The organism is Microcoleus sp. Pol10D4, from assembly GCF_036701555.1.
Taxonomy (GTDB): domain Bacteria; phylum Cyanobacteriota; class Cyanobacteriia; order Cyanobacteriales; family Microcoleaceae; genus Microcoleus.
On sequence record NZ_JAUBRA010000018.1, the window covers coordinates 68,871 to 95,048 of the forward strand.

The following is a 26,178-nucleotide window of genomic DNA, read 5'->3' on the forward strand; positions in this document are numbered from 1 at the left end:
GAGGATTAATGAATGATTTGCGATCGCACTTGCTCATCCACATAACTTAAAATTCTCTCTATCCTATTTTCCCACGAAAAATGCTTGACAAAATCCATTGTTTCTGCATAACCTTCGCTTTTCCTCGGATATTTGGTTAAACAATCTCGAATGCTTTGCGCGAACTGGTGCGGGTTATCCGGTTCGCACCAAGTTGCTGCTATATTTCCCGATTTAAATTCCATTAAAGAGGCAATCTCCGTCGCTACAATCGGAGTTCCTGATGCCATGTAATCAAAGAATTTTAAAGGAGATGTGAATGTCGCGGCTTCTGTCAAACAGTGCGGGTGAGTCAAAACATCGGCTGCTTGCAGCAAGCTAGCAAGTTGATTTTGAGGGAGGTAGCCGAGAAAGTTAATGTTGTTAACTTGCTTGGATTTGGCTAATTGCTGGTAGGCTGTTACTTGGGATGAATCACCACCCGCGATCGCAAATTGAACCAGCGGCAACTCCAGGGCCACATCCACTAGCATATCGACACCTTTAAACGGGTAAAGTCCCCCTGCATAAACCGCTAAATGCTGTCTGTCATCTTCTAATAATTGCTGTCGCCAATTGTGGGCAGCTTCTGTTTGTCTCGCGAGAAACAAATGGTTAAAACCGTTGTGCAGCGTAATTACTTTTTCCGGCGGCATTCCATTCTTAATCATGCTGTCTCGGACAGTATCGGCAACAGTTACGGAAATCTGAAACAGAGGATTGCGGACAATTTCTGATTCAAATTGCTTGTTTTCATGGTGATGCTGTTCGTAGATAGCGGGAATTCCGTTTTTAACTGCTGCTTTGACAAAGTTCCAGTCCCGGCTATGGACAATTTTAGTTGATTTAAGCAGGTGAATCGGTAAGTAGTATTTTGATACTATTGTACTGGAACTCGTCCACTTGCTGTCCCAAAGGTCGATCGGCCACGGCATCGGTAAATCTGCTACTTTTAATTTATCTTGAATATTGTAAATTTTGGCAAGTTTGTCATCGGGTTTCCTGGGTTGAAAAGGAAAAAGCCAATCAACCGGATTCAAAGCACTCCAGCCTTTACGGAGGTATACCAAAACTGCTGGATAACCGAGGTTTGCTGCGGCATTGGCAGAGTGTGCAACTTGAACTAAGCTTGCTACATTGGGTTGCGGCAAGATATTTCTGGTAAAAAATACATAATATTTGGACATGGTAATTGGTAGTTAGTAATTAGTAATTGTTGACTGTTGACTGTTGACTGTTGACTGTTGACTAATGACTAATGACTAATGACTAATGACTACTGCCAACTGACAACTGCCAACTGACAACTGCCAACTGACAACTGCCAACTGCCAACTGCCTACTTTTTAACAGCCTGACGCTTAATAGTATTTTCTATAAATTCTAAAGTCGTGAAAATATTAGCAGCCGAGTGAAATGATTCTCTGATTAACTCGTCTCTTTCTTCAGGAGAGTCTACCATTTCATCTACTAGCATTTTGAGATAAGCTATCATGGGAGTCAGGCGAGTGCGAATTTCGTAAGAACCTCTAATTAGAGCTTCATCGCGAGCGGTTTCTTCAGCAAATTGCACTGAATACAAGCGAGTGTAGTAACCTCCTTTTGCTAGCAATTCTTCGTGGGAACCAATTTCTACTACTTGTCCGCGATCGATCACGGCGATTTTGTGGGCTTTTTGGACTGTGGAGAGGCGGTGGGCTATTACCAACGTTGTGCGATCGTAGCTCAATTTCTCAATCGCCGCTTGCACGTACCTTTCCGAAACCGTATCCAGCGAACTCGTTGCCTCATCTAAAATTAAGATTTCCGGGTTTTGCAGCAGGGCTCTAGCAATTGAAATTCTCTGACGCTGCCCTCCCGATAAGATCACGCCCCGATCGCCAATTTGAGTATTTAACCCCTCCGGCAATAGTTGGATAAACTCGTAAGCATTCGCTCCCTTCGCCGCTTCCACAATTTCTTCATCAGTCGCTTCGGGCCTAGCGTAAGCAATATTTTCGCGCACTGAAGCATTAAACAAAAACGTATCTTGGCTAACAATACCCATCGCTTGTCTGAGACTTTTCAGATCAAAGTCGCGCAAATTCGTGCCATCGATCGAGATATGACCTTCAGTAGGATCGTAAAATCTCGGCAGTAAATCTGCCAAAGTTGACTTACCAGAACCCGAAGTTCCTACCAAAGCCAAAGTAGTGCCGTGAGGTAGAAATAAATCAATTCCTTGCAAAACTAAATTTTTGTGGTTAGGATAACTAAAAGATATTTTATTAAAATGAATTCCCGATCGCAAATGAGTGTACGGCACTTCACCGTTCACCATAAATGGCTTGTCGTCAGTCCTCAAAAAATTATTAACTACCTCTACACTAGCCGACGTATTAGCAAATTGACTGCGGCCGCTATTTAACTGAGAAATTAAAGGAATCAACCTAAAAAGTACCAATAAGTAGGTTAATAAAATTGTAGCAATAGACTCTATCTCATTCGCAAATATTGTGCGACCTATAAATACAATCAAAATTATAACTATCAAATTAACAACTTCGTTAATTGGGGCGATCGCCGCATAATTTACCTGAGCCTGAAAATCCGCTTGTTCTCGCCTTTGAATTAAATGCTTGATCCGCTGATACTCCCTTTCCTCGTTCCCCGTTGACTTGACCAGCCGAATCCCAGTAATGGTTTCCAGCACCCTAACCGAATAATCTTTCGACATTTCAGAAAGTAGGTGGCCAAAATGCTTGGAACGGTTAATAATATATTGATTTGCCCAAGCAACTAACGCCAGCAAAACTGTAGCTGTCACCGTCAGTTTCCACGAGATAGAAAGTAGCAGACCCACAAACACCAAAACCGTGATTGAGGTAGTAAACATTCCAATGGCCGTGCCAACTGCACTAGCAGTCCGACCAATCTCTCCGCCCAATCTATTAATTAAATCCCCGACTTTAGTTTTAGAGTAAAAATCTAAATCTACTTCTAACAACAACTGCAAGCCGGCTTCTCGCAAATCAAAAGTCAGAGATCGCGTCAGAGAAGTAGCTACTAAAGTATTGATATAACTCGCAACATTTTTAAAAAAAATTGCCAGCACAACCGCCCCGGTCATCAACATTAAACGCTGATTTCCCGGCATTCCCTCAAAGGGATACATCAAAGTTTTAATTAGAGGTGGAGCACCACGCAGCTCGATCGCTTCCTCTAAAAAACTTAAAAGCACTGGTACAATCAGAGTAGTGCTGATACCGTTGAATAAAGCGCCAGAAAAACCCAGCATCACAGTTAATAGAATCCTGCCGGGATATCGTCTGGCAAATTTTAGGAGTAGCTTATTGGCAGACATGAAGCATTCCCAGCTAAACAGTACGGCATCTCAAAATATTCTTGAATAACAGCCAGTTTTTCTTCCTCCCTTGAGTAGTTTTAAAATAACATTTACATACCTGCAATTATATCGGAAAGTAGCGGTTTCATTGCTTGAATGCTATATTCTTTTACACATCTTTCACGAGCTTTCATTCCTTGTAAATTAGCCACTGTAAAATTTTGAAATATCCATTGAATTTTTTGTGAAATTTGAGCGGGAGAACTCGGATCGACTAAATAACCCGTTCCCCCTAAAATTTCTGGAATATCCCCCACTCGCGTAGACAAAACAGGCTTAGCCATTGCCATGCCATCTGTCAGCTTGAGCGGAAACTGAGCCACGGCTGTGAGAGTTTCTCGCTGAGGAACAACGACAACATGAGCCGCCGCTACAACCGACGGCATCTTCTCCACTGGAAACCTTGGCAGTTTAATAATCCAACGCCCCCATTGTTTCACAAGTTTATCATCATAATCATCATAAGGACTCCCGCCGACGATCGCTAATCTTAAATCGGGCTCATTTAAATGTTCGAGGGCCATCAAAACATCCTCCACGCCTTTATGAGGTCGCGGTGCCCCCGGAAACATCAAAACTCTATACCCGGACAAGCCGTAACACTGTCTGCTCAATTCAGGATTGTATTTAGCAGGGTCGAACATTGCAGTATCCTTACCATTAGGCAAATATACACCACCAAAACGCTGTTTTAAAAACTCAGTATCAACAGTGACTGCATCAGCATTGTGAATGAGACTTTCCATCCACTTGAGATAGAGGGGATTATCTGGTTCTCTTAATTGACCGTTGTGTTTAAAAATATCTCTATAAAGTTGTTTGAAAGAGGGGCGGTATTTCCATTCATCTCCGCCGTACCAGCTCAGTTCCCAGTCGTCTATATCTAAAATTATAAAGTGGCGAGTCGCCAGTTTTTTTAGCAGTGATAACCCAAAGCTTGTAGGTTTAGGTTTGACTGCATAAATAATATCCCCATCTATTTTTTTCCAAAGTTTTTGAGCATCCATTAAAAACCCCGGATAATTTTTACCCGGTATCGCACATACCGGGATATCTCTGGGAGGAGTAGCATACAATTCCTTGCCAAACTGAAATCCAACAACTTCTACATCACATTTAAGCTCTATCAAGACTTGAGCTAATAAAAAAGCACGAATTGCACCTCCTCCTGACAAATCGCTCACTACTAATGAAACTTTCACTGAGTATTTTGTTTAAAACATTTGTTTAATTTTCCTGCTTAACCGAGCTTTTGTCAAGGCGACGGGGACCCACGCACTCCCGACCACAGCAACCAGGTTTTTAACCAGGGCAAAGGGCAGCAACGCGTCTTTTGGTAAAAAAAACACAATAATGAACCCAAGACTGTTATTCCAGCCAGCAATAATTATTCTAGGTAAATTTTCGGATATGTTGAGGCTAATTTTTTTAATTTGGGGCTGAATTTTGTGGCTTTTGATCCAGTTTGCCAACACACTTTAATTATTTTAAACGCCAGGGATTGTTAAGTTGATTTGGTAAAAATATTTTAGCCGTGCGATCGACTATTCTAGTAAAGAGCGATCGCGTCACATTCTTGGCGTACTGAGGGCGGTAAGGATAAGTGCAGTGCATTACTTTGATGGGTTTGTCGATCGTATAAACATCTTTCCACTTATCCAAGTAGTTGTAAACCGGGGACAAAGTTGTCATTTTCGGTTTCACTGATTCAACAGCAGCCGCAAATGCGCCCTGGTCTTTTAACAGTAGCACATTTTGATGCGCCACTACCATCTCGAAATATTTCTTAAAGTTTGTGAACAATTCCTGAGTTTTACTGCTTTTCGTAAAAGCGATAAATCCGCCATTGTATTGAATGCTATTTTCATGTAGCGGCAACCCGACCGACTGCAAAGTTGACAGAATATCCTGCTTGACTCTTAATAAATTTGCCGCTTTAGCAATCGCAGGCTGCACATCTTCCGTCACCAACAAATCCACCCCGTCAAGGAAATCAAAAACCTCATCTATTGGCGACAGCAAACAAATATCGCAATCCATATAAATAGTTTTCTCAAACAGAGATTCCTGGTACAAAGCCAGCTTAGCTAGCCGCGACGCTAAAACAGGATTTTCGTGTTTCGGTGCGGCCTGCAATCTCACATTTCCAAACACCAAAAGTAAGGGATATAAAAATCGCGGTACTCTATCTATTAAAATAATAATTGGTTCGCGGTGAAACTTCCTTACTGAAGCTAGAAAATGTATGCAGTCTTGAAATGAATACAATCCAATTAAAATGGTGATAAATCCTCTATCCATATCTTTTCTCTAGCGATAGTAAAAATTGAAATTTAATAAAGCAATTAACTGTGTTTTTAATAACCGATAGAGATATTGCCAATGCTCAAACTGCAATTTATCCCCAACTTTATCCCAAAAGGTTCTTACTTGATTTTTTGGCCAGTCCCAATGAGCAAAAGAATGCTCCATAATTTGAGCGAGTTCCTGCCACCCGTCATTACGAATATTCCACCCAACTTTAGCAGTTGCTAACCCAATGGGATTACCGTCTTTTGTTTTGACTTTTTGCACTTCAAAAAATCTTCCAATCTTTCCCCATTCTTGAATAAACTGAATTTCTTTCCCATTGTCTCTCGCAACTACGAACAAATTTTCTTGAATAAAGCTTACATTATTCACTGAAATTTTTAGCTTTTTTGCTAATTTATGAATTGCCTCTTTTCTCCCCGGCAATGATTGATTTGGTGGATGTTCTAGAATGGGAACAAACCCTTTACAAGTAATTCCTGACATCCATTCTATCTCCGGCACTTTTCCTATGATTCTTGTATCTGCATCCACAAAGATTGTCACTCGGCATAATTCTAAGGCTTTTTTTAGTGCAAATCGTTTATCGTTATAACAATAATCTACACCTTCGCGACTTTTTTTAAAGGCGAAAACATTCGTCAAATTTTGAAAGTCCTTTGGGTAGTCAGTACAAACAACTAGCATCGTCCCTAGAGAATAAGTTTCTAAGTCTGCTGCTAGCTGTTTGGCTAATTCGCGATACTTTTTCCCAAAAGCTAAGGTGCAAAAACAAAAATCTTTGTGACTGTTTAACATTATTTTTGATTCAATTTTTGCACTTGCTTTATTTGAGTTTATGCTAACTGTGGCGTTTTTGGTGCCACTGCCAAGCATGGGAGATAATGTTCTTAATGTCTGGATATTCAGGAGACCAACCCAAGGTTTCGATCGCCTTTTTGCTGCTACCAACTAAAGCAGGAGGGTCGCCCGGACGCCGATCGCACTCAACAGCCTTAATCTCTTTTCCCGTCACTTGGCGAGCCGCTTCTATCACCTCTTTCACCGAAAACCCGCCGCCATTGCCCAAATTAAAGAAATCAGATTTGCCACCATTTAGCAAATATTCTAATCCTAAAATGTGAGCCGATGCCAAATCGTTAACGTGAATGTAATCCCGGATGCAAGTACCGTCAGGAGTATCGTAATCCGTGCCAAAAATCGTGATCGAATCTCGTTTACCCAAAGCAGCGAACAATACCAGCGGGATTAGGTGAGTTTCTGGATTGTGATCCTCTCCTAACAACCCGTTAGGGTCAGCCCCAGCCGCGTTAAAATAGCGGAAACAAACAGACTTGAAATCATACGCAGCGTCAAAATCCGACAAAATCCGTTCTACCATTAACTTAGTAGCACCGTAGGGATTGATCGGGTTTTGTGGGTGGTCTTCTGTGAGCGGAATTTTCTGCGGTACGCCGTAAGTCGCGCAAGTAGAAGAAAACACAAATTTCTTCACGTCAGCAGCGATCATTGCTTCCAAAAGCGTAATAGTGCCGATGACATTGTTGCGATAATATTTAGCTGGGTCGGTAACAGATTCGCCCACGTAAGCGTATGCAGAAAAGTGCATTACCGCATCAATTTTGTGCGTAGCAAACAGGTTATCGAGAAGAGTGCGATCGTTCGTATCGCCAACTACTAACTCCACCTGCAAAGCCTGATCTACTAAATCTCTGTGACCGTAAACTAAATTATCCAAAATCACCACACCGTAACCGGCGTTTTTCAGCGCTAATACCGCGTGAGAGCCAATATATCCAGCTCCGCCCGTCACCAAAATAGTTGGTTTTTCTGCACTCATTTTCTTCTGCCTGTTTTTGTAGCTGGGATTGCCAAGAGCCTTGTTAATTTGAGACTTCCACAACTGACGCCTTCACACTCCGCGTGAGCCGGAGAATTCAAGCGAAATATATAGGCTTTGCTGTGCCCGGCGGGACGATCGCACTCCTAAAAAACGCTTTTTACACTCCAGATAGATGCTGAATGTGCCAGTCTTTGTGTTCAATCGATAAACTTGAGGCGACCAATTAGGATATAATCAAATATTCGATTAATCTGATGTCGATCCTCTTCTGAAATTTTATCATCTGACAGGATAGCCGAAGTCAAAACTAAATGTTCCCTGCGAGTGATCTTGCCAGACGCTACAATCCGATCGACTTTTTGAGAAATTGTTAAGTTCGATTTGTTGTGAGATGTTCGCATTTATTCGATCGCTTTTATGCCAAAATAGTTAAAGCCGATTGCAGTTCTTGACTCAAAAATTATGCGTACCCGACCGCAAATCAATTTGCTCAACAGCAGAAATAACGTATTAGAAACGTATTAGAAACGTATTAGAAACGTATCAGAGTTTTACTTCCCAAGATAGATATGCAGACTTAATAAATCTGCAATCAGCCTTCGGATAGCGTTCAGACTAAATTAATTATATAATATTTTTCCGAGAGAGGCACTTTTCTATGCACGTTTATCGGCTTCCGGTACTGTCCGACAATTACATTTTCTTGCTACACGACCCCGATCGCCACACAGCAGCCGTGGTCGATCCAGCACGATCGCAGCCAGTATTAGAGCAACTGCAAGCACTCGGAGCCGAATTAACCGCAATTTTCAATACCCACCACCACAACGACCACATAGGCGGCAATCAGGAACTGATCGATCGCTTTCCCCAAATTAAAGTTTACGGTGGTGCAGAAGACCGAGGCAGAATTCCCGGACAGCAAGTATTTTTACAAGCGGGCGATCGAGTTTCTTTCGCCAACAGAACCGCCGAAGTCTTCTTCCTACCCGGCCACACAAAAGCTCACATCGCCTACTATTTCCCCCCCAGCAACCCCAGCGAAATCGGCGAATTGTTCTGCGGCGACACCTTATTTGCTGGAGGCTGCGGCAGGCTGAAAGAAGGCACTCCCGCCCAAATGTTAGCCTCTCTGGGGCAACTGCGAAACTTGCCCGATAGTACGAGAGTCTGGTGCGCCCACGAATACACGCTGAACAACCTGCAATTTGCCTTGAGTGTGGATGGCGACAATCCCGATTTACAGCAGCGCTTCGCCGAAGTCAAGGAAGCGCGCAGTCGATCGCAACCTACAATACCATCATCGATCGGCCTCGAAAAAAGCACAAACCCATTTTTGCGCTGGGATTTTCCCAAGATCCAATCAGCCACCAACACCCGCGATCCAGTGCAAACCTTCGCTCGATTGCGCGGCATGAAAGACCAATTTTGATCTTAACGTTTTTGTTGTTTCAGGTAACTCTTAAACTTGAGTATCGGTTCGCTCAACCACCTGTCAAGTCTTTGGTATTTCATGTGAAAGCTCGACAGCCCCTTAAACTTATTTGGAATTTTTTCCAGTTCGTCCTTAAACGGTGTCTGAGACAACATATCAAGCCATAATTGATTGGGAGCGGAGCTTTCCCACGGTTTCGGTCTTGACATAAAGTGCATCACTTTACTTGACATATCATCAGTCTTGTGGTTGTTCCATATTTGCTCTAATTGCTTCCACCTTCCCACTAAAACTGAATTTAATGCACCTTGATCGCGATCGCCCCAAACGTGGGTTCTAGCATTTTGGAGCAATTTTTCCGACAGTTGCTCTTCCTCCCAAAGCTTCATGTTGTAAACTAAAACACCACTATTGAAATAAGGGTTTAGATCTTGATAATTGTTGGGATTTCCCCAGAAGTTGGCTGCGGCTGCTATCGGCAGAGTTTGAAAATCTAGGTTCCACAGCGGCTTTAAGCTGTCCAGAACGAGCGTATCGCTGTCGAGCCAAATCAGCCTTTCTGTTTCTTTAGTATATTTTCGCGGCTCCAATTTAACGTAAGGAAGTTTAGAACCTGATACCGAAAGAAGTTGGTCGTAATTAGATTGCAATTCTTGCCATTCAATCTGGTATTTGCAGCAATTCTGTAACTGTTCCTTTTGCGGTGAATATATCCTGGTAGATACAACACTAATTTTGACCTGCTCCTCCCCTGATTGGCTAACATTGAGATCTACAGACTTGAGAAGTGCTGCTAACCCAAGAATATAGGTGCGATCGGCGGCTGTGAATATGTGCATAGGATTAAGTTTGTGAGATGAACGGCAAAGGTGGCACAAACATTAGGACTGGAGGAAGCAGGCGACCCTGTATTGAGGTAAATGCGATCGCCCATTTACCGTTGAGACCAACAAAATCTTGCCTAAATTTCCGGTTACATTTACACAAACAAACGGGGTTCCTAAGTAGGTAGGCGCAAATAAAGTTTACAATGTAACAGAATGTAAGGCGGGCGTAACAAGAGCGATTGCTTCGTTTCACTTGCTGCGAGAGAGGAGTTATGTATTTTCGGCGTTGCTTAATGAGGGTATGAAAAAAATAAGTTAAAAATCCATAAGCTTTGTAGATACTGGTTTCTAGGATTTGCATATTTAGTCTTTCATACCGTAAATCAGCAACGCCGTATTTTCAAGCTTCATCTACTTATTTATCTGTGTGCAAGTACCATCTGTTCGCACCCGAAAACGAGCAACAGCCATTGGTAATATACAGCAACACGAAAAATAATGAGAGGGACTAACCTGGCATTTGAAACAGCCAGAAAATTCCTCGTCGCCTGTGCTGAATCCCGCAACTGGTTCAGACGTAGGACTCTACGATAAAATAAATTGTCTAGATATCGATATTACCGCAGAACGATCGACATCCATCTTAGGTTTGAAGTGTCACCCGGCTCAAATCAAAAGTTCCTCTGGTTATTTCCCTATTATTGATCGCGATTTGCTTTGCCAAAAGTAAAATGAGCGTTGTTAGAAACCGATGCAAAACCCACGCAATACTGAACCCCAAGCAAAAATCGACCCCTCTGTTTCAACGGATTCTAACAAAGCGTTCTACCCAGCCGCGCCTTTGCCAACTGATGTAGGGATGGTTCTGCAATTGGCAGATGGTAGCATTCAGGGGTGCAATTCTCACGCCCAGGAGCTGTTGGGGATGACAGCACAACAGATGCTCTTATGCACTTCAATCAACAGTCGGTGGCAGACTCTGCCTGAAAATGGCTCGGATTTTCCCGGCGAGACACATCCGGCGATGGTGGCGTTGCAAACCGGGCAACCATGCTCAAATGTCATCATGGGCTTTGATCGGCCACAGGGAGAATTGATTTGGTTGACGCTCAATTCTCAACCTTTATTTCAGGGAGATCGATCGACTCCCTATGCAGTAGTAACAACCTTCACTCCTATCGCTCAACCTCAGCCCGAACCAGTCTGTAACGCGCCCGCGCCACAACTGTCAGACACCCTCGAAAGTATTTCGGACGGGTTCTTTGCTTTGGATCGAGACTGGCGATTTACCTACCTCAATTCGCAAGCAGCCCGGTGGCTGAATCGACCCTCGGAAGATTTGATGGGCAACAGCATTTGGGAAGAGTTTCCCGAATCAGTGGGCAGTTTGTTTGAGCAGGAATATCGCCACGCCACCACCTTCCAAGTTACAGTTAGTTTTGAATCTTTTTATCCGCCGCTCAATGCTTGGTATGCGGTACGAGCCTATCCGATCCCATCGGGGCTTGCCGTTTATTTTCAATATGTGACTCAGCAGAAGGCGGATCGGGCTGTTTTTATTCAACAAGCGCAAACGGCACACCAACAACTAGCAGAAATCGAGGCGATTTATGCTAGTGCGCCGATCGGACTTTGCTTCTTCGATACCGAGTTGCGGTTTGTCCGCATCAACGATTGGCTAGCAGAAATTAACGGAGTTCCAGCCGCCGCCCACATTGGCAAAACATTGCGCGAAATTTTGCCAGAAATGGCAGATGATTTAGAGCCACTTTACCGACAAGTTATTGAAACTAAAGTTCCACTTCAACAGCTCGAACTTCGCAGGACAAACTCAGCACAGCCGGGACTCGAACAGGATTGGCTGTTAAGTCTCTATCCGCTCAGGGCCGAGGACGATCGCGTTTTGGGCGTGAATGTGACGGTGCAGGAAATTACCGATCGCAAAGCTACCCAAAAAGAAATTCGACGGCTCAACCAGGAATTAGAGCGACGAGTCAATGAACTCGAATCGATACTTGATGCTGTACCCGTCGGTATTACGATCGCCCACGACCCCCAGTGTAAAGTAATTCGCGCTAACCGATTTGCCCAGTCGATGTTGATAGTGCCACCCGATACCAATGTTTCTGGAACCGGAGAGCAAGCCGCAGCCCTTCCGTTTAGACGATTCCGCAACGGAGAAGAAATTCCGGGAGAACAACTGCCCATGCAACTAGCCGTGGCTTCGGGCGTCGAAGTGCGAGATGTGGAAATTCAAATGGTGCGATCGGACGGGGTAGCCTTTGATTGGTTGGTGAATGCGGTGCCGTTATTTGACGAGCAGGGTACCGTTCGTGGTTGTGTGGCAGCCTTTATGGATATTAGCGATCGCAAACAAGCTCTTGCTGCTTTGCACCGCTCTGAGGAACGCTATCGCACTTTGTTTGATTGCTTGGACGAAGGCTTTTGCATCATCGAAATGCTGTTTGACGCCAACGAAAAGCCGATCGATTACCGCTTTTTGGAAGTCAATCCTGCCTTTGTGAAACAAACCGGACTCGAACAAGCTACAGGTAAAACGATGCGACAGCTCCTTCCAAATCACGAAAATTATTGGTTTGAGATGTACGGCAAAGTCGCGCTCACGGGGGAGTCCTTGCGCTTTGAGCATGGCTCGGAAGCCATGAACCGCTGGTTTGAGGTTTCGGCGTTCCGCACTCCTGAGCCGCACAGCCGACAAGTCGCCATACTTTTCCAAGAAATCACTGATCGCAAACAATCCGAGAATCGGCTGCGGCAACAGGAAGAGCAACTGCGACTGTTCGTCAAACATTCGCCTGCAGGGGTGGCGATGTTTGACCGCCAGATGCGCTATATGCTGGTGAGCGACCGCTGGCTGTCAATTTACGGGCTCGGCACTCAAAACATTGTGGGCCGATCGCACTACGACATCTTTCCCAATTTGCCCGATCGTTGGAGACAAGTCCACCAGCGCTGTCTGGCGGGAGCAGTTGAAATCTGCCAAGAAGATCAGTTTCCCCGCCCTGATGGCTTAATCGACTGGGTGCGCTGGGAAATTCACCCTTGGCGAACCAACACCAATGAGATTGGCGGCATCATGATTTTTTGCGAAATCATCACCGAGCGCAAAAACGCTGAACTCGCGTTGCAAGCGGCCAACCAACAAGTCAGCAATATTATAGAAAGTATTACCGATGCCTTTATCGCGATCGATTCACAATGGTGCTATACCTACGTTAATTCCACTGCTGAAAAACTGCTTTCTCGATCAAGAGCCGAGTTGTTAGGTCGAGCAATTTGGGAGCTATTCCCCGCCGAGAAAGAATCCAATTCGAGGGTATATCAAGAATTTAATCGAGTCGTTAACGAGCAAGTTTCTGTCAAGTTTGAAGAGTTCTCACCCTCGCTCCAGATATATATAGAAGTGAGCGCCTATCCAGCGGCCGAAGGACTTACGGCTTATTGGAGCGATATTAGCGATCGCAAACGCACTGAAGAAGAACTGCGGCAAAAAAATGCGATTTTGAACGTGATTAACCAGTCAGCACCCACGCCAATTTTTGTCAAAAATCGAGAAGGACGGATTATTTATGCCAATCCAGCCACGCTGGAAATAATGGGCAAATCTGCTTCGGAAGTAATTGGTGGTCGCGATCTGGATTTATACCCAGTAACAGAACTTGCAGTCACAGTCACGGAAAACGATCGGCGTATTATGGAATCCGGCCAAACAGAAGTCCTCGAAGAATCTCACGATGGCATTCGGACATTTCTGGTAATGAAAGCTCCCTACCGCAATCAGGCGGGAGAAGTCATCGGCCTGATTGGCATCTCCAGCGAAATCACAAATCGCAAACGAGCAGAAGTCGCCATGCAAGAACAAACTAAGTTACTGCAAGTCATCATTGACAGCATTGGCGATGGTTTAATTTTGGCAAACCAACAAGGGGAGTTTGTGTTGTTTAACCGAGCCGCCGTAGGAATATTCGGTCAGCTATCGAATGAAAAATCTTGTGAGGAATGGTCGAGCACCTACGGGCTATTTTTGGCAGACAAAAAAACCCTCTTTCCCGACGCTGAACTACCTCTAGCCAGAGCAATCAAAGGTGAATATGTCAATGATGTAGAGGTATTTGTCCGCCGCGAAGATTCCGAAGGTCGCTGGATCAGTATCAGCGGTTATCCGGTAGTTGATACTAGCAGCGAAATCAAAGGCGGAGTGATTGTCTGTCGGGATATCACAGAACGCAAACAAGCCGAAGCCGCGCTGCAAGAAAGCGAAGAACGATTCCGCAATATGGCTAACAATGCTCCTTTTATGGTCTGGGTAACAGACTCCACAGGCTATTGCACTTTCTTGAGCGAAAGCTGGTATGACTTCACAGGTCAAAGTGAGGAAACAGGTTTGGGACTGGGTTGGATAAACGCGTTGCATCCAGAAGACCGGGAACAGGTCAAAAACGCATTTTTGACCGCCAACGAACGCCATGAACCTTACAGGGTGGAATATCGCATCGGGCGTAAGGATGGCGGATATTCTTGGGCGATGGATGCGGCTGCTCCCAGATTTTCCGAAAGCGGACAATTTGAGGGTTATATCGGCTCTGTAATCGACATTACAGAGCGCAAACAAGTGGAAACCGAGCGCGATATGGTTCTCCAATTAGAACAAACTGCCCGCGCGGAAGCTGAGCGAGCTAACCGGATTAAAGACGAGTTTCTGGCCGTGCTTTCTCACGAGTTGCGATCGCCCCTGAATCCGATTTTAGGCTGGTCGCAACTGCTCGTCGGCGGCAAGCTGAACGCGAGTCAAACTGCCAAGGCCTTTGAGACGATTGAGCGCAACGCCAGACTGCAATCTCAATTAATCGAAGACTTGCTTGACGTGTCTCGGATTCTGCAAGGAAAACTCAGATTGAATGTTGCTCCGGTGAATCTGGCAACCATTATTCCGTCTGCTGTGGAAACCGTGCAATTAGCAGCCGAAGCTAAAAAAATTCAAATCCAAACAATCTTAAATCCCGATGTCGGCCAAGTAGTCGGCGATACAAGTCGCTTGCAACAAATTGTGTGGAATTTGTTATCAAATGCGGTGAAATTCACGCCCGAAGGCGGTCGAGTAGAAGTTCGATTAGTGCAAATCGCACACCAAGCTCAAATTCAAGTCACGGACACTGGTAAAGGAATTCTTCCCGATTTCTTGCCTTATGTTTTTGACCATTTTCGACAAGAAGATGGTGCTACAACTCGCAAATTTGGCGGCTTGGGATTGGGATTGGCGATCGTCCGCCAACTGATCGAACTTCACGGCGGGACGGTGTTTGCAGAAAGCGCCGGAGAAGGTCAAGGAGCGACGTTTACGGTGAGATTACCGCTATTAAATGATGATTCTAGAAGGCAGGAGGAGGAAGAACGTCATGGGGCTGCTAGTTCCGATCTCTCATGCTTGTCGCTAGCTGGAGTGAGAATTTTGGTGGTAGATGATGAACTCGACTCGCGAGATTTTGTCGCTTTCGTGCTTGAGGAAGCGGGTGCAGAGGTGATTTCCCTGTCATCTGCTGCTGAGGCGCTAGAGTCGATCGAACAAACTGCACCGGATTTGCTCGTCAGCGACATCGGAATGCCCCAGATGGACGGATATATGTTGATCAAGCGCATCCGCACTCAGCTTGCGCCTGAGTATCGGCAATTGTTGGCGATCGCCTTAACGGCCTATGCTGGAGAAGCGAACGAGCGCCAAGTTTTGCAAGCCGGATTTGACAAACACTTAGCCAAGCCGATCAATCCGACCCAGTTAGTTGCTACTGTAGCGCGATCGATCGCCCAGCGCCTTGAAAATAAAGCCTGAGTGATCTGTAAGACATTGCACTGTAGTTGATTTGGCTCATTACAGCACCCCCGTTTTGCGTAATTTCATAACTGAATTTGCCCCTTAAAAATATTATCCCTGTTTCTTCCCTCGAACCTCGAACCTCGAATCTCAACATCCATCCGTTAAATCGGTTAGATCCGCTACATAATCCATTGCCGAACTTCCTTGCGATCGCCCCTCAAACTTCGCTATTATAAAAAGTTGCAGTTAAAACCCCACAACCCACGATCATGGCCAAGCGCGTTCAATTAGTTTTAAATAAAGATGTCAGCAAACTCGGCAAAGCTGGCGACGTAGTAGAAGTAGCCCCAGGCTACGCCCGCAACTACCTAGTACCCCAAGGAATGGGATTTAGAGCCACTCCGGGCATTCTCAAGCAAGCAGAGCGCCGCCGTGAAGAAGAAAGACTGCGCCAGCTAGAGCTCAAGCAGCAAGCTGAAGTCCGCAAAACCGCCCTCGAATCGGCTGGGCCTTTCATCATCTCCAAGCAAGTTGGCGAAGCTGACGCGATTTTTGGTACTGTCACCAACCAAGAAGTAGCAGAACTGATTTTCAACTCTACCAGTCAAGAAGTCGATCGGCGCGGCATCACTCTGCCCGAAATTCGCCAAACTGGTACATACAAAGCTGAAATCAAACTTCACGCAGAAGTTATCGCTGAAGTTGATATTCAAGTTGTTCCGATGTAATTAAAAGTCATCAGTCATCAGTCATCAGTCATTAGTTGTTAGTCATCAGTCATTAGTTGTTAGTCATTAGTCATTAGTCATTAGCTAAGAACTGAGTACGGCTAACTAAGAAGTGAGTAACGCTAACTAAGGACTGAGGACTGCTAACTTGCAGATTTAAAACTGAGGACTAATCACTGGCAACTAATAACTATAGGATTTACGCAAAAAATGGTTTAAGGCGCTATAGGTAGGAATAAGCTGCGCCCATAAGCAGCCTACAGATAGAGTTGGTGCGTAAGTCCTAAACTAATGACTAATAACTAATGACTAATGACTAATGACTGAGGACTATTGACTAATGAGCGATTTGATGCCGACAAATATAGAGGCAGAAGAAGCAATTTTGGGCGGGATTTTAATTGACCCCGAAGCTATTTCCCGAATTGCCGAACTGCTGCGACCGGAGTTTTTTGCCATCACCGCTCATCAAGTCATTTATCGATCGGCATTAGGGCTATTTTTACAGGGTCAACCTACCGATTTAATGACGGTAACAACTGCGCTAACCGACCGCAACCAGTTAGAGCAAGTAGGCGGACTAACTAAATTAGCACAATTAGTCGATCGCACAGTTTCCGCAGTCAACATCGACCAATATGCAGTTTTAGTTGAAGACAAATATCAGCGCCGCAAATTAATCGAAGCTGGCAACAACATAGTACAATTAGGTTACGAGACGGCAACACCACTAGAAACAGTCTTAGACCGCGCCGAACAAGAAATTTTCAGCATAACTCAAGAACGCCCGCAACAGGATTTAGTGTCGATCGGCGAAACACTAAACCAAACATTTCAAGACCTAGAAAATCGCAATGAAGGCCTCACACTTCCCGGTATTCCCTGCGGTTTCTATGACTTAGATGCTATGACAGGAGGCTTTCAGCGATCGGATTTAATCATCGTTGCAGCCAGGCCGGCGATGGGCAAAACTGCTTTTTGTACCAACATCGCCCACCACATCGCCGCCGGACAGCAAAAATTGCCGGTTGCCGTTTTCAGCTTAGAAATGTCGAAAGAACAGCTAGTGCAGCGTATTCTGTCCAGCGAAGCCAAAATAGAAAGTAACCGATTGCGATCGGGTAGAATCAGTCAAAACGAATGGGAACCAATCAGTACAGCCATTGGCAATTTATCAGAACTACCACTGTTTATTGACGATACTCCCAATATTACCGTCACAGAAATACGATCGAAAGTCCGCCGCCTCCAAGCAGAACAAGGTGGAACCCTAGGATTAGTCTTGCTAGATTACCTGCAATTAATGGAAGGTACCAGCGACAACCGCGTGCAAGAACTATCTCGAATTACCAGAAGTCTTAAAGGTTTAGCCCGCGAACTCAACGTGCCGATTATTGCCTTATCTCAGTTGAGTCGGGGTGTGGAAGCGAGGACAAACAAGCGGCCGATGATGTCTGATTTGAGAGAAAGTGGATCGATCGAGCAAGACGCAGATTTAGTAATTATGCTCTACCGCGATGAATATTACAACCCTGATTCGCCCGATCGCGGAATTGCAGAAGTAATTATTACCAAACACAGAAACGGGCCCACAGGAATCATCAAACTATTATTCGACGCCCAATATACCTGCTTTCGCAATCTGGCATCTCCGAAGCGATCGTAAATCAACCAGAACATACACAAAAACCCGGTTTCTTAAAAAAACCGGGTTTCTAAACAGCGTAAAAGTTTTACGTTGAATTAGATTGAGCTACCTAACCAGCGATTTTCAACAATTCCACATCAAAAATCAGCGTAGCATTAGGAGGAATCACCCCGCCCGCACCGCGAGCGCCGTAACCGAGTTCAGGGGGAATAATCAACTTGCGGCGCTCTCCAACTTTCATCGTACCGACGCCTTCATCCCAACCCTTAATTACTTGACCCACGCCAATTTTGAACTGAAAAGGAGAATTGCGATCGCGCGAACTGTCAAACTTCGTGCCATCCTCCAAAGTTCCAGTGTAGTGCACGACAACAGTCTGCCCGGTTTTTGGAGTCGCCCCATCACCCTCTTTCAATTCAACATATTTCAGACCTGAATCTGTGGTGACAGTTTTCTCAGTATTATCAGTCATGTTATTGCCAGCGATAGTAGCTGGTACCTCCGGTAAAGTAGCATCAGCTACTAGCAAGTTATTTTCATTCAAAGACTGCGCTGACAATTTCTCAATAGCAGTCTCTGGTAAAAGATTGTTCAATTCGGCTGCAACTGCTTGGGACCCAGAACCGCCCATTTGAGCGACTATCAAAAACAAAAAGCAAACCAGCATTACTCCCAAGCTGACTAGAACTCCTCGCAAAATTAATCCTCCTGATACTTTTAACCGCGATATCTCAGATATCTAAGACATCTAGTACAACAAGAACTACCAAATGTTATCTGAATTTTTCCACCAAAAAACGGCAGGTACCAGATAATTTTAAAGGCAAAAGTATGAAGTCAGAATGTGTGTAATTCTACATAAATGGCTTCTACATAAGTGCCTTTTTTAGCCTTCTGCCTTCGGATGACAATCTTATCACAAGATAGCAGCGAACTCCTCGCGGGCGTTAGCGAAGCTTGCAGAAGAGGATCGAACTCAGCGCCAGTTACGGTTTTCTAAATCCCGCATCTGACGTTCCAAACGATCGAGCCTTCCCCGCAACTCATCCATTTCCGACTGTCGGGGAACTCCCATATCTTGCAGCATATTCCGTAGTTGCCGCTGCAACTGCGTATCCCAATTGCCCTGTTCAGACTTGAGGTGCTCGGTCATGTCATCGACAAAGGTTTTGGCTTGCTCAGGATTGATTTTGCCATCTTTGACCCATTGCTCGCTGACTTCCTGCAATTTCTCTGCCACCAGGGAAGTAGTACCAATGCCGAGCATTACCAGTTGTTTGAGTAAGTTGCTATTGTTATCCATAGATTTTTCCTAATGTTTGCCCTTTCATACCCGATCGGCTCAGGTCGCCTGCTGTCGCTGCGAAACCATCTGTAAACTTAAAGTTACATCAGCGCACACCTACCTTTCTATTTTGGAGTATCCAGCCGCCTGATGGCGAGCCGATCGCGCTAATCGGCGTTCGGAAAACCCGCTAATGAGCCTACCCACCACATTACCCCATAACCCTGTTGTCTATGCCTGCTTGCCCCCGCTGTCACCAACCTGTAGAGGCCCAAGCGCTCGCCTGTCCGCATTGCAAAATCCCCCTCAAAGCTTTCGGTCATCCGGGTATCCCTCTTTATCGATCGAAACCCGAAGAATTTCTGTGCACTACCTGTATTTATCACGCAGACGACACTTGCAACTACCCGCAGCGTCCCTTTGCCAAAGAATGCACGCTTTATCACAATCAATCTGAGCCACTTGTGCCACAGACCCTCCCTTACAGCAGCGGCGACGGGCTGCAATCGATCAAAAATTGGTGTCAGCGCCATCTGGTTTGGTTAGCATTATTAGGTTTAATTATTATTAGCATTGCTCTCTCGATTTAATCGGATTGTACAAAGCGTAGAATAGAGATATATCTGTTAATCTGGGTTGCTCTATTATTCTCTAAATTATTCATGAGCTACGTATTCGGCATCGACGGCGGCGGCACTAAAACTATCTGCCTTTTAATGGATGACAACCTCCTTGTTTTAGGAAGGGGTGAAGCAGGGCCGTCAAATTATCAAACCCTGGGAATTGAGACAGCAAAACAATCCATCCAATTGGCGATCGAACGAGCAGTTCTGTCCGCTCAGGTCGAGGCTGTAGGCAATCTCAACATAGAAGCAATTGGTCTGGGACTAGCAGGCGTCGGGCGTCCAAAAGATCGTGAAATAGTGCAATTTGTAGTGCAGAACTTGCAGTTGACGAATACTTTACCAGTAACCAGATCATTCCTGCCCAGGAATATAGTAATTTGCAGCGACTGCGCGATCGCACTTGCTGGCGGCACGGGCCATCCAGTGGGTATCGCCGTTATTTCAGGAACCGGTTCGATTGTTTTCGGGCAAAACCGTCAAGGGAAAACTAAACGAGTCGGCGGCTGGGGATATATTTTAGGCGATGAAGGCAGCGGATATAACATCGCCCTTCAGGGTTTGCAAGCTGCTTTGAAGTTCTATGACGGACGCGAAAATTTTACCGTTCTTGCGGAAAAATTTCAAAAGCATTTAGGTCTCAATAACCTAGAAGAATTGGTAGAAGTCGTTTACGGGCGGGGTTGGGGAGTCAAAGAAATTGCAGCTTTAGCGCCGATTGTCGAGGGGGCAGCAGCAGAGGGCGATCGCGTCGCTGACTGCATTATCAATAATGCTGTGGCAGAATTAACCTATTCCACAAAAATAGCCATTTCAGCGCTATTTAACCAAACAGAAGAATTTGAAATTGTGATCGTAGGAGGTGTGTGGGGTGGAGAGGCAAATTGCCGAGGTCGGTTTGAAGCTGCCATAAGTGCGATCGCCCCAAAAGCTAAGGTAATTTCGCCCCGATACGAACCAGCTTTCGGTGCTGGATTGCTAGCCTTAAACGCTCTCAACAATTAATTGTTGACTGTTGACTGTTGACTGTTGACTGTTGACTGTTGACTGTTGACTGTTGACTGTTGACAAGCGAAATATTTTACAGCTACTTTCCAGCTTCCCGATCCATCTGTGGAGTCAAATCTAAAATCTAAAATCTACAATCGACTGGCTGTTGACTGTTGACTATCTTCCTTATCTTCCCGATCGCCCCTGTCTTGCGGATTTTCTCGATTTTTCCAAATTTTCAACTTCTGGATTATCGACCTTATCTTCCCAACTTCGAGAATTCCAGCCTGCCATAATCAAAACATCAGATGAATGCGAAACCAGAAACAAATTTAGCAGTAGTGCGTTCCTAAGTAAACCAAAACCGAAGCAAGGAGACAATTTATATGATTACTTCTCAAAAATGGCGTTCAGCAACAGCAGCAATCCTCGCACTGGGCATTACAGTGGGAACCAGCGCGCCGCTGGTGGTAGCTACTCCCGCAGAAGCCCAACAACGAATTTCCCAATTTGATAGCATCCGAATTCCGTCGGGCAGTGTAATTCCAGTTAGCTATGAAAAAGACAAAATAGTTGTCACCCGCGAAGAAACTGCACCTTTAACTTTAACAGTAGCGCAAGACATCCGCACACCTCAAGGCAGAGTATTAATCCCCAGAGGCAGCCAGATAGTCGGGGCACTGCAACCTGTCAGAAGAGGCAATCAAATCGGTACTCAATTTGTTGCCAGAGAGTTAGTTATCAGCCGCCGCCAACGCTATCGGATTGACGGAAATTCAGGAATTATTACCAGAACCGAAAGAGTCCAAAAAGGTGCTGGCACAGGTTCAGTAGCGCAAGGTGCAGCCTTGGGTGCAGCAGCAGCAGCAGCACTAGCAGGCATTACCGGCGACAAAGCGATCGCGACTGAAGAAGTATTAGGAGGCGCTGGGATCGGCGCTTTAGCTGGAGTATTGTTGGGGCGGCGCAGCGTTGACGTGCTCGTGATTCGCCCGGAACAAGATTTGGCAGTGAGATTGCGATCGGACATCGTACTCCGCTAATATTGGAATCTTCGGATTAATTATTTGCAGTAAAACATTGTCGATCGCTAACTTGTGGTCTCCCGATCATTGGCTAGGCATACTGTTAAGGTTGTGCCTAGCCATGTTTGTTGGCGGAATTATTGGATGGGAGCGCCAACTCAGAAACAAACCAGCGGGATTGAGAACTCATATGCTAGTTAGTATGGGTTCTGCACTATTTGTTTTAATGCCGCTGGCAATGGGTAAAAATGAAAACGGAGGAGATGCTGTAGCGCGGGTAATTCAAGGCATTGCTGCCGGGATTGGGTTTTTGGGCGGCGGAGAAATCCTGCGGCAAAATCACCAGGAAAGAGGCAAAGTTGAAGTTCACGGGCTCACCTCTGCCGCCGCTATTTGGGTATCAGCAGCTTTAGGAACTGCTGCAGGATGCGGGTTGTGGCAACTAGCATTAATTGGCGCTTTAATGTCGCTGTTTGTTCTGAGAGTAATTAAAGAGTTAGAGCGTCGTAGTCGTAGGAAATAGTCTTAATAAGGATATAAAATCGGGTATTATAACCGTTATAACCTTTGTAGTGACGGGAAGTACGAGCGAGTTTTAGGAGAGTTAAAGTCCTCACTACTAACTAATTTTATTGCGACCGATTGAGGGGAAATAATATTAGCTGTTTCATACCAAGTCCAGTTAATCATTGAGCATAAATTGTTGGCCCTCATCCCAGCCATACCTCTCAAGAAGGTGAAAAAGGGGCCTTACACAATTTGAGGATGATTATTGTGGGCATTGGTGTCAACAAACACGTTAAACCCTCATTCCGGCAGGGGTTTCAACAAGAGTCTCAAAGCCAAAGTCCTCGCTATGATGACTAATGAGTTCTTCAGTCCTATTTGAGAGGACTTTCGCTATGAGACAGGGAATTCATTCCCTGGCGGACTTCCGGGTGAGCGGGAGGACTGGCGAACTAAAAGCTTAACTTGACACTAATATATTGTGGAGTGTTCCGCCTGCTGTGAAAATACACGCCTTCGGGCTACGAGAGCCCATCCCACAAAAAAACAATCAAAATCCACTTAAATATTCATTTAAATATTTATGTCAATTTTAGTAAAATTCCTCAACACCCTTGAACCAAAATACCAATATTCTTTCAATTAATTAATTAGTATATAAATCATCAAAATAATTATACGTTACCAGCATCTTTTGAATATAAGAATTAATATTTATTTTGCCAGATAACTGAAAAAAATTAATTCCTATCTGGAAAAACTGGCATTTTCATCAATTCTAAAGACTCTTGCCTCACGCGACCCGCCATCGCAGCTAACTGCAAGCTCATAAAAGCATTCAAATCTTCCAAATCACACTTGGCTGAGGAAAAAATCTTCTGCATTTCATTTTCTGCTTCCAAACTCAGATATCCAGCGGCAATAGCTTGTTTTACAACTTCACGAATCTGCACGTTAGAAATTTCCCTTACTAAATTTTAACTAATCAAAAGTCAACTAATTACTAACAAGAAGTTTCGGAAACCGTCTCGCCAAAGATTTCAAATTTTTTCATCTCGCGAGACTCTTGTTTCACTCCTCCGGACATAGCTGCTAGTTGCAAAGCCATAAAAGCATTTAAGTCTTCCAAGTCATATTTAGTGGTAGTTAACATCCGCCGCAGTTGATTTTCGGCTTCAAGGGTTAGATAGCCTAGAGCCAGAGCTTGCTGGGCGAGATCGCGAATTAGTACCATAGCACTTCGGGATTTTATTGGTTCAAGCCTCAGTATCAACTGTTTTCAAAGAATCAGCAGTGACGGCTATTGCTCGATAGGTGTGACATTGTTACGGGCTACTCGTGACAGCCGGAGTCGTAGAGTGTGACTAAGTATTTGCACGGTTGTGACGGCGATCACGGGGGGGATGCCAGAGGAGGAGTCGGAGATTGGGGAGTCGGAGTGTGTCCGGGTGTCTGGGTGGGGGAGTCGGAGAGTGTCCGAGTGGGGGAGTCGGAGAGGGGGAGCATTTTTCTTCTTCCCTGGGACTAATGACTGATGACTACTGCCTTCTACCTTCAGAAGACGCTCAACGTCTATAATCAGCAAGTTAAATATTTACTGCAAGACATATGGAACTAGCTCATAAAGATTTGCTACAACAAATAGCCCGACTATCGGAAACTTATGCTAATTTGGCCGATCGCCTATCCCAAGCAGCAAAACAACTGCAAGAGTCCGGCCTTCCTCCCTCTGACAGCTTGCTGCAAGAAGTAGCCACCTACAGCCGCAACTTTGCTGCAGTCCAAAAACAAGCTCTCGAACTCAACAAATCCACGATCGCACCGGGGGAAATTGCTTCCCTCAAAGACATTCAAAACTTAGTCGAGACTGCCGCAGCTTCTGAAGGTAAAGCAGAAATTCGCGATGCAGCATTGAAAGTGATCGATCGAGTATTGGCGATCGCCCACCGCGAACAAAGCGACTTCGCACCCTTACAATCAGTTCATGCCAAAGCCCGCGAACTGCAACGCGCGATTTCCGAATCAACCCCAACTCAACTGCATTCTGACGCAGAATCCTTAGTCAGCGGCAAACACCCAGTTTCAGCAGTGCTCGCCCTGGTGGAACAGCAAGACAAATTAGATGACGAACAGTGGGTCATTCTCGAAGAAACAGTCAGCGCCGCTTTTGGCAAACAAATAGCCGTAGCCATTTCCAGAGGCAAATTAACCATTGCTGAGATGGTAAAAGCAGCACCTGCAAAAGTCGAACCCGCATTTAAAGCAGCGCCAGAACAAAAAATCAGCGCCGAACCTTTGCCAGAAGTGATTGTCATCCCGTCAGGAAATGTTGCACCGAAACAAGTTACAGTTGCGCCACAGATCCAGATTTTGGAATCCCCCGCACCTTCTGCCCCCATGCACGAAGTAATTATTGTTCCCAGCGTGGAAGTACCTAAGTCTCTTCAGACAACCGGTTCCGGGAACATTGTTTTTGGCGCACCTCGGGACATTCAACAAGCTCCTGTAGAGGGCGGTTTGGGAATCAAAGTTTTGGCCCACATTCAGGGAATTGGCGATCGAACTTTCGGCGCTCAAGAATACGCGGGTTCTAAGGGTCAAGGGCGGCGCGTCGAAGGATTTCAAATTAATATTGATCCGCCAATTCCCGGCTTAAATGTCGAGTACATGGCTCACGTCGAAGGTGTTGGCGATACTCCTTGGCTCAGCGAAGGAGAATTGGCGGGTTTTCGCGGTCAAGCGAAACGAATTGAAGGATTTGCAGTGCGATTGAGCGGGCCACAAGCTGATAAGTACGACGTATTTTATAGCGCTCACATTCAGAATATGGGCGACACCGACGTGTCCTCCAACGGCGAATATTGTGGCACTCGCGGCAAAGCTTTGAGAATAGAGGGTATCAAAGTTTGGATCGCGCCGTCTGCAAGTGCCCAAAAAGCGGCGCCTGTGGGTTTAAAAGTGTTGGCGCACATTCAAGGAATTGGCGATCGAACTTTTAGCGATCGAGAATACGCGGGTACTAAAGCTCAAGGCCGCCGCGTGGAAGGATTTCAAATTAAAATAGAGCCTCCCGTTGCCGGTTTAAATTTGCAGTACATGGCTCACGTTGAAGGAGTTGGCGATACTGCTTGGATCTCGGAAGGGGAGTTAGCTGGATTCCGGGGCAAAGCCAAGCGCATTGAGGGATTTGCCGCGCGACTGACAGGGCCACAAGCTGATAAGTATGACGTATTTTATACGGCTCACATTCAGAATGTGGGCGATACTCCTGTTACTGCTAATGGTCAATATTGCGGCACTCGCGGCAAAGGTTTGAGGGTTGAGGGGATGACGGTTTGGGTTGAGCCGAAAGCGTAAGAATAGAGAATGAATGGAAAATTAGCAGTGGCATTTTCCATTCATTTTGTGTTGTTATATTAGGTTTGATTGGTTGGTTTTTGATAATTTGCGGGATAATAGGGGCGGGTTTTACCAAGCATCTACGCCAAAAACTAATAATCCCATAAACCCGCCCCCTCTCTCAACGGTAAACGTCAATGTACATTTTTTCCCTTCGATAAAAGTCAAGGTTGATATAGGTTATTAGTTGTGGGGGGCGGGTTTATGAGATTGTTTGTGTGCGTCAAAGATTATTGGTAAAACCAGCCCCTTGTATCTTAAAAGAGTGAGTCAGGCGATTGCCACGTCATTGATTCGATCATACCGACAATCAGTCGATCGA

General features: G+C 45.2%; 24 protein-coding genes. 11 read left to right on the forward strand and 13 right to left on the reverse strand.

Annotation, left to right across the window (positions count from 1 at the left end):
* Positions 1–5: 5 nt before the first annotated feature.
* From QUA36_RS12035 to QUA36_RS12070, 8 genes are all read right to left on the reverse strand, one after another.
* Positions 6–1,205, reverse strand: a complete 1,200-nt coding sequence (locus QUA36_RS12035) for a glycosyltransferase family 4 protein (RefSeq protein WP_333457615.1) — start codon at positions 1,203–1,205, stop codon at positions 6–8.
* A gap of 152 nt (positions 1,206–1,357) precedes the next feature.
* Positions 1,358–3,361 carry an ABC transporter ATP-binding protein gene (locus QUA36_RS12040; protein ID WP_333164755.1) on the reverse strand — a complete coding sequence of 668 codons (2,004 nt, stop codon included), beginning with the start codon at positions 3,359–3,361 and terminating at the stop codon, positions 1,358–1,360.
* 92 nt (positions 3,362–3,453) lie between these two features.
* Positions 3,454–4,605: a glycosyltransferase family 4 protein gene (locus QUA36_RS12045; protein WP_333457617.1), complete on the reverse strand. Its 1,152-nt coding sequence runs from the start codon at positions 4,603–4,605 to the stop codon at positions 3,454–3,456.
* A gap of 12 nt (positions 4,606–4,617) precedes the next feature.
* Positions 4,618–4,875, reverse strand: coding sequence for a hypothetical protein (locus QUA36_RS12050; RefSeq protein ID WP_333457619.1), 258 nt, complete (start codon positions 4,873–4,875; stop codon positions 4,618–4,620).
* Positions 4,876–4,885: 10 nt separating this feature from the next.
* Complete coding sequence (locus tag QUA36_RS12055; RefSeq protein WP_333164750.1) at positions 4,886–5,704, reverse strand: hypothetical protein; 819 nt, start codon at positions 5,702–5,704, stop codon at positions 4,886–4,888.
* Positions 5,705–5,713: 9 nt separating this feature from the next.
* Positions 5,714–6,589, reverse strand: coding sequence for a hypothetical protein (locus tag QUA36_RS12060; protein WP_333455051.1), 876 nt, complete (start codon positions 6,587–6,589; stop codon positions 5,714–5,716).
* Positions 6,555–7,553 (reverse strand): UDP-glucose 4-epimerase GalE, encoded by a 999-nt coding sequence (gene galE / locus QUA36_RS12065; RefSeq protein ID WP_333457620.1) that lies wholly within the window; start codon positions 7,551–7,553, stop codon positions 6,555–6,557. The genes QUA36_RS12060 and galE overlap by 35 nt, the downstream gene beginning before the upstream one ends.
* A 200-nt stretch (positions 7,554–7,753) precedes the next feature.
* Positions 7,754–7,957: a hypothetical protein gene (locus QUA36_RS12070; protein WP_333457622.1), complete on the reverse strand. Its 204-nt coding sequence runs from the start codon at positions 7,955–7,957 to the stop codon at positions 7,754–7,756.
* Positions 7,958–8,214: 257 nt separating this feature from the next.
* Between QUA36_RS12070 and gloB the strand changes: the two genes are divergently transcribed.
* Positions 8,215–8,988 (forward strand): hydroxyacylglutathione hydrolase, encoded by a 774-nt coding sequence (gloB, locus tag QUA36_RS12075; RefSeq protein WP_333457623.1) that lies wholly within the window; start codon positions 8,215–8,217, stop codon positions 8,986–8,988.
* 2 nt (positions 8,989–8,990) lie between these two features.
* On the opposite strand, the gene QUA36_RS12080 is transcribed toward gloB, so the two are convergent.
* Positions 8,991–9,830: a glycosyltransferase gene (locus tag QUA36_RS12080; RefSeq protein ID WP_333164739.1), complete on the reverse strand. Its 840-nt coding sequence runs from the start codon at positions 9,828–9,830 to the stop codon at positions 8,991–8,993.
* Between the two features lie 508 nt (positions 9,831–10,338).
* Between QUA36_RS12080 and QUA36_RS12085 the strand changes: the two genes are divergently transcribed.
* The 4 genes from QUA36_RS12085 to dnaB all read left to right on the forward strand — a co-directional run bounded on the left by QUA36_RS12085 (position 10,339) and on the right by dnaB (position 18,045).
* On the forward strand, positions 10,339–10,548 hold the full coding sequence (locus tag QUA36_RS12085; protein WP_333164736.1) for a hypothetical protein: 210 nt from the start codon (positions 10,339–10,341) through the stop codon (positions 10,546–10,548).
* 21 nt (positions 10,549–10,569) lie between these two features.
* Positions 10,570–15,666 carry a PAS domain-containing protein gene (locus QUA36_RS12090; protein ID WP_333457625.1) on the forward strand — a complete coding sequence of 1,699 codons (5,097 nt, stop codon included), beginning with the start codon at positions 10,570–10,572 and terminating at the stop codon, positions 15,664–15,666.
* Positions 15,667–15,920: 254 nt separating this feature from the next.
* The gene (gene rplI, locus QUA36_RS12095) at positions 15,921–16,379 is read left to right on the forward strand and encodes a 50S ribosomal protein L9 (RefSeq protein ID WP_333328100.1); all 459 of its coding nucleotides are present in this window, start codon (positions 15,921–15,923) and stop codon (positions 16,377–16,379) included.
* A gap of 340 nt (positions 16,380–16,719) precedes the next feature.
* Positions 16,720–18,045, forward strand: a complete 1,326-nt coding sequence (gene dnaB, locus QUA36_RS12100; RefSeq protein WP_333063067.1) for a replicative DNA helicase — start codon at positions 16,720–16,722, stop codon at positions 18,043–18,045.
* A 91-nt stretch (positions 18,046–18,136) separates the two neighbouring features.
* Here the strand turns inward: dnaB and QUA36_RS12105 are convergent, their stop codons facing one another.
* Complete coding sequence (locus QUA36_RS12105) at positions 18,137–18,724, reverse strand: FKBP-type peptidyl-prolyl cis-trans isomerase (RefSeq protein ID WP_333164727.1); 588 nt, start codon at positions 18,722–18,724, stop codon at positions 18,137–18,139.
* Positions 18,725–19,003: 279 nt separating this feature from the next.
* Complete coding sequence (locus QUA36_RS12110; RefSeq protein WP_242723321.1) at positions 19,004–19,330, reverse strand: phasin family protein; 327 nt, start codon at positions 19,328–19,330, stop codon at positions 19,004–19,006.
* Between the two features lie 215 nt (positions 19,331–19,545).
* Between QUA36_RS12110 and QUA36_RS12115 the strand changes: the two genes are divergently transcribed.
* The 4 genes from QUA36_RS12115 (at position 19,546) to QUA36_RS12130 (ending at position 22,473) form a co-directional block, all read left to right on the forward strand.
* Complete coding sequence (locus QUA36_RS12115; protein WP_333164725.1) at positions 19,546–19,902, forward strand: zinc ribbon domain-containing protein; 357 nt, start codon at positions 19,546–19,548, stop codon at positions 19,900–19,902.
* 72 nt (positions 19,903–19,974) lie between these two features.
* Positions 19,975–20,940 carry a BadF/BadG/BcrA/BcrD ATPase family protein gene (locus tag QUA36_RS12120; RefSeq protein WP_333457628.1) on the forward strand — a complete coding sequence of 322 codons (966 nt, stop codon included), beginning with the start codon at positions 19,975–19,977 and terminating at the stop codon, positions 20,938–20,940.
* Between the two features lie 371 nt (positions 20,941–21,311).
* Complete coding sequence (locus QUA36_RS12125) at positions 21,312–21,968, forward strand: hypothetical protein (protein ID WP_333455129.1); 657 nt, start codon at positions 21,312–21,314, stop codon at positions 21,966–21,968.
* 103 nt (positions 21,969–22,071) lie between these two features.
* Positions 22,072–22,473 (forward strand): MgtC/SapB family protein, encoded by a 402-nt coding sequence (locus tag QUA36_RS12130; RefSeq protein WP_333164719.1) that lies wholly within the window; start codon positions 22,072–22,074, stop codon positions 22,471–22,473.
* 724 nt (positions 22,474–23,197) lie between these two features.
* On the opposite strand, the gene QUA36_RS12135 is transcribed toward QUA36_RS12130, so the two are convergent.
* Together QUA36_RS12135 and QUA36_RS12140 are read right to left on the reverse strand one after the other, a co-directional pair.
* The gene (locus QUA36_RS12135) at positions 23,198–23,410 is read right to left on the reverse strand and encodes a hypothetical protein (RefSeq protein WP_333164717.1); all 213 of its coding nucleotides are present in this window, start codon (positions 23,408–23,410) and stop codon (positions 23,198–23,200) included.
* A gap of 50 nt (positions 23,411–23,460) precedes the next feature.
* A complete protein-coding gene (locus tag QUA36_RS12140; RefSeq protein ID WP_333164715.1) occupies positions 23,461–23,691 on the reverse strand; it encodes a hypothetical protein in 231 nt (76 codons plus the stop codon).
* A 126-nt stretch (positions 23,692–23,817) separates the two neighbouring features.
* Here QUA36_RS12140 and QUA36_RS12145 point away from each other — a divergent pair, with 126 nt between their 5' ends.
* Together QUA36_RS12145 and QUA36_RS12150 are read left to right on the forward strand one after the other, a co-directional pair.
* Positions 23,818–23,985, forward strand: a complete 168-nt coding sequence (locus tag QUA36_RS12145; RefSeq protein ID WP_333457630.1) for a hypothetical protein — start codon at positions 23,818–23,820, stop codon at positions 23,983–23,985.
* An 80-nt stretch (positions 23,986–24,065) separates the two neighbouring features.
* Positions 24,066–25,814 (forward strand): hypothetical protein, encoded by a 1,749-nt coding sequence (locus tag QUA36_RS12150; protein ID WP_333457632.1) that lies wholly within the window; start codon positions 24,066–24,068, stop codon positions 25,812–25,814.
* Positions 25,815–26,178: the final 364 nt, after the last annotated feature.

What these genes read in the sequence shown, in the direction of transcription:
- QUA36_RS12035 (WP_333457615.1), bottom strand. Translation starts at nt 1,205, where the DNA reads ATGTCCAAATATTATGTATTTTTTACCAGAAATATCTTGCCGCAACCC.
- QUA36_RS12040 (WP_333164755.1), bottom strand. Translation starts at nt 3,361, where the DNA reads ATGTCTGCCAATAAGCTACTCCTAAAATTTGCCAGACGATATCCCGGC.
- QUA36_RS12055 (WP_333164750.1), bottom strand. Translation starts at nt 5,704, where the DNA reads ATGGATAGAGGATTTATCACCATTTTAATTGGATTGTATTCATTTCAA.
- QUA36_RS12060 (WP_333455051.1), bottom strand. Translation starts at nt 6,589, where the DNA reads ATGCTTGGCAGTGGCACCAAAAACGCCACAGTTAGCATAAACTCAAAT.
- galE (WP_333457620.1), bottom strand. Translation starts at nt 7,553, where the DNA reads ATGAGTGCAGAAAAACCAACTATTTTGGTGACGGGCGGAGCTGGATAT.
- QUA36_RS12070 (WP_333457622.1), bottom strand. Translation starts at nt 7,957, where the DNA reads ATGCGAACATCTCACAACAAATCGAACTTAACAATTTCTCAAAAAGTC.
- gloB (WP_333457623.1), top strand. Translation starts at nt 8,215, where the DNA reads ATGCACGTTTATCGGCTTCCGGTACTGTCCGACAATTACATTTTCTTG.
- QUA36_RS12080 (WP_333164739.1), bottom strand. Translation starts at nt 9,830, where the DNA reads ATGCACATATTCACAGCCGCCGATCGCACCTATATTCTTGGGTTAGCA.
- QUA36_RS12090 (WP_333457625.1), top strand. Translation starts at nt 10,570, where the DNA reads ATGCAAAACCCACGCAATACTGAACCCCAAGCAAAAATCGACCCCTCT.
- rplI (WP_333328100.1), top strand. Translation starts at nt 15,921, where the DNA reads ATGGCCAAGCGCGTTCAATTAGTTTTAAATAAAGATGTCAGCAAACTC.
- dnaB (WP_333063067.1), top strand. Translation starts at nt 16,720, where the DNA reads ATGAGCGATTTGATGCCGACAAATATAGAGGCAGAAGAAGCAATTTTG.
- QUA36_RS12110 (WP_242723321.1), bottom strand. Translation starts at nt 19,330, where the DNA reads ATGGATAACAATAGCAACTTACTCAAACAACTGGTAATGCTCGGCATT.
- QUA36_RS12115 (WP_333164725.1), top strand. Translation starts at nt 19,546, where the DNA reads ATGCCTGCTTGCCCCCGCTGTCACCAACCTGTAGAGGCCCAAGCGCTC.
- QUA36_RS12120 (WP_333457628.1), top strand. Translation starts at nt 19,975, where the DNA reads ATGAGCTACGTATTCGGCATCGACGGCGGCGGCACTAAAACTATCTGC.
- QUA36_RS12125 (WP_333455129.1), top strand. Translation starts at nt 21,312, where the DNA reads ATGATTACTTCTCAAAAATGGCGTTCAGCAACAGCAGCAATCCTCGCA.
- QUA36_RS12130 (WP_333164719.1), top strand. Translation starts at nt 22,072, where the DNA reads ATGTTTGTTGGCGGAATTATTGGATGGGAGCGCCAACTCAGAAACAAA.
- QUA36_RS12140 (WP_333164715.1), bottom strand. Translation starts at nt 23,691, where the DNA reads ATGGTACTAATTCGCGATCTCGCCCAGCAAGCTCTGGCTCTAGGCTAT.
- QUA36_RS12150 (WP_333457632.1), top strand. Translation starts at nt 24,066, where the DNA reads ATGGAACTAGCTCATAAAGATTTGCTACAACAAATAGCCCGACTATCG.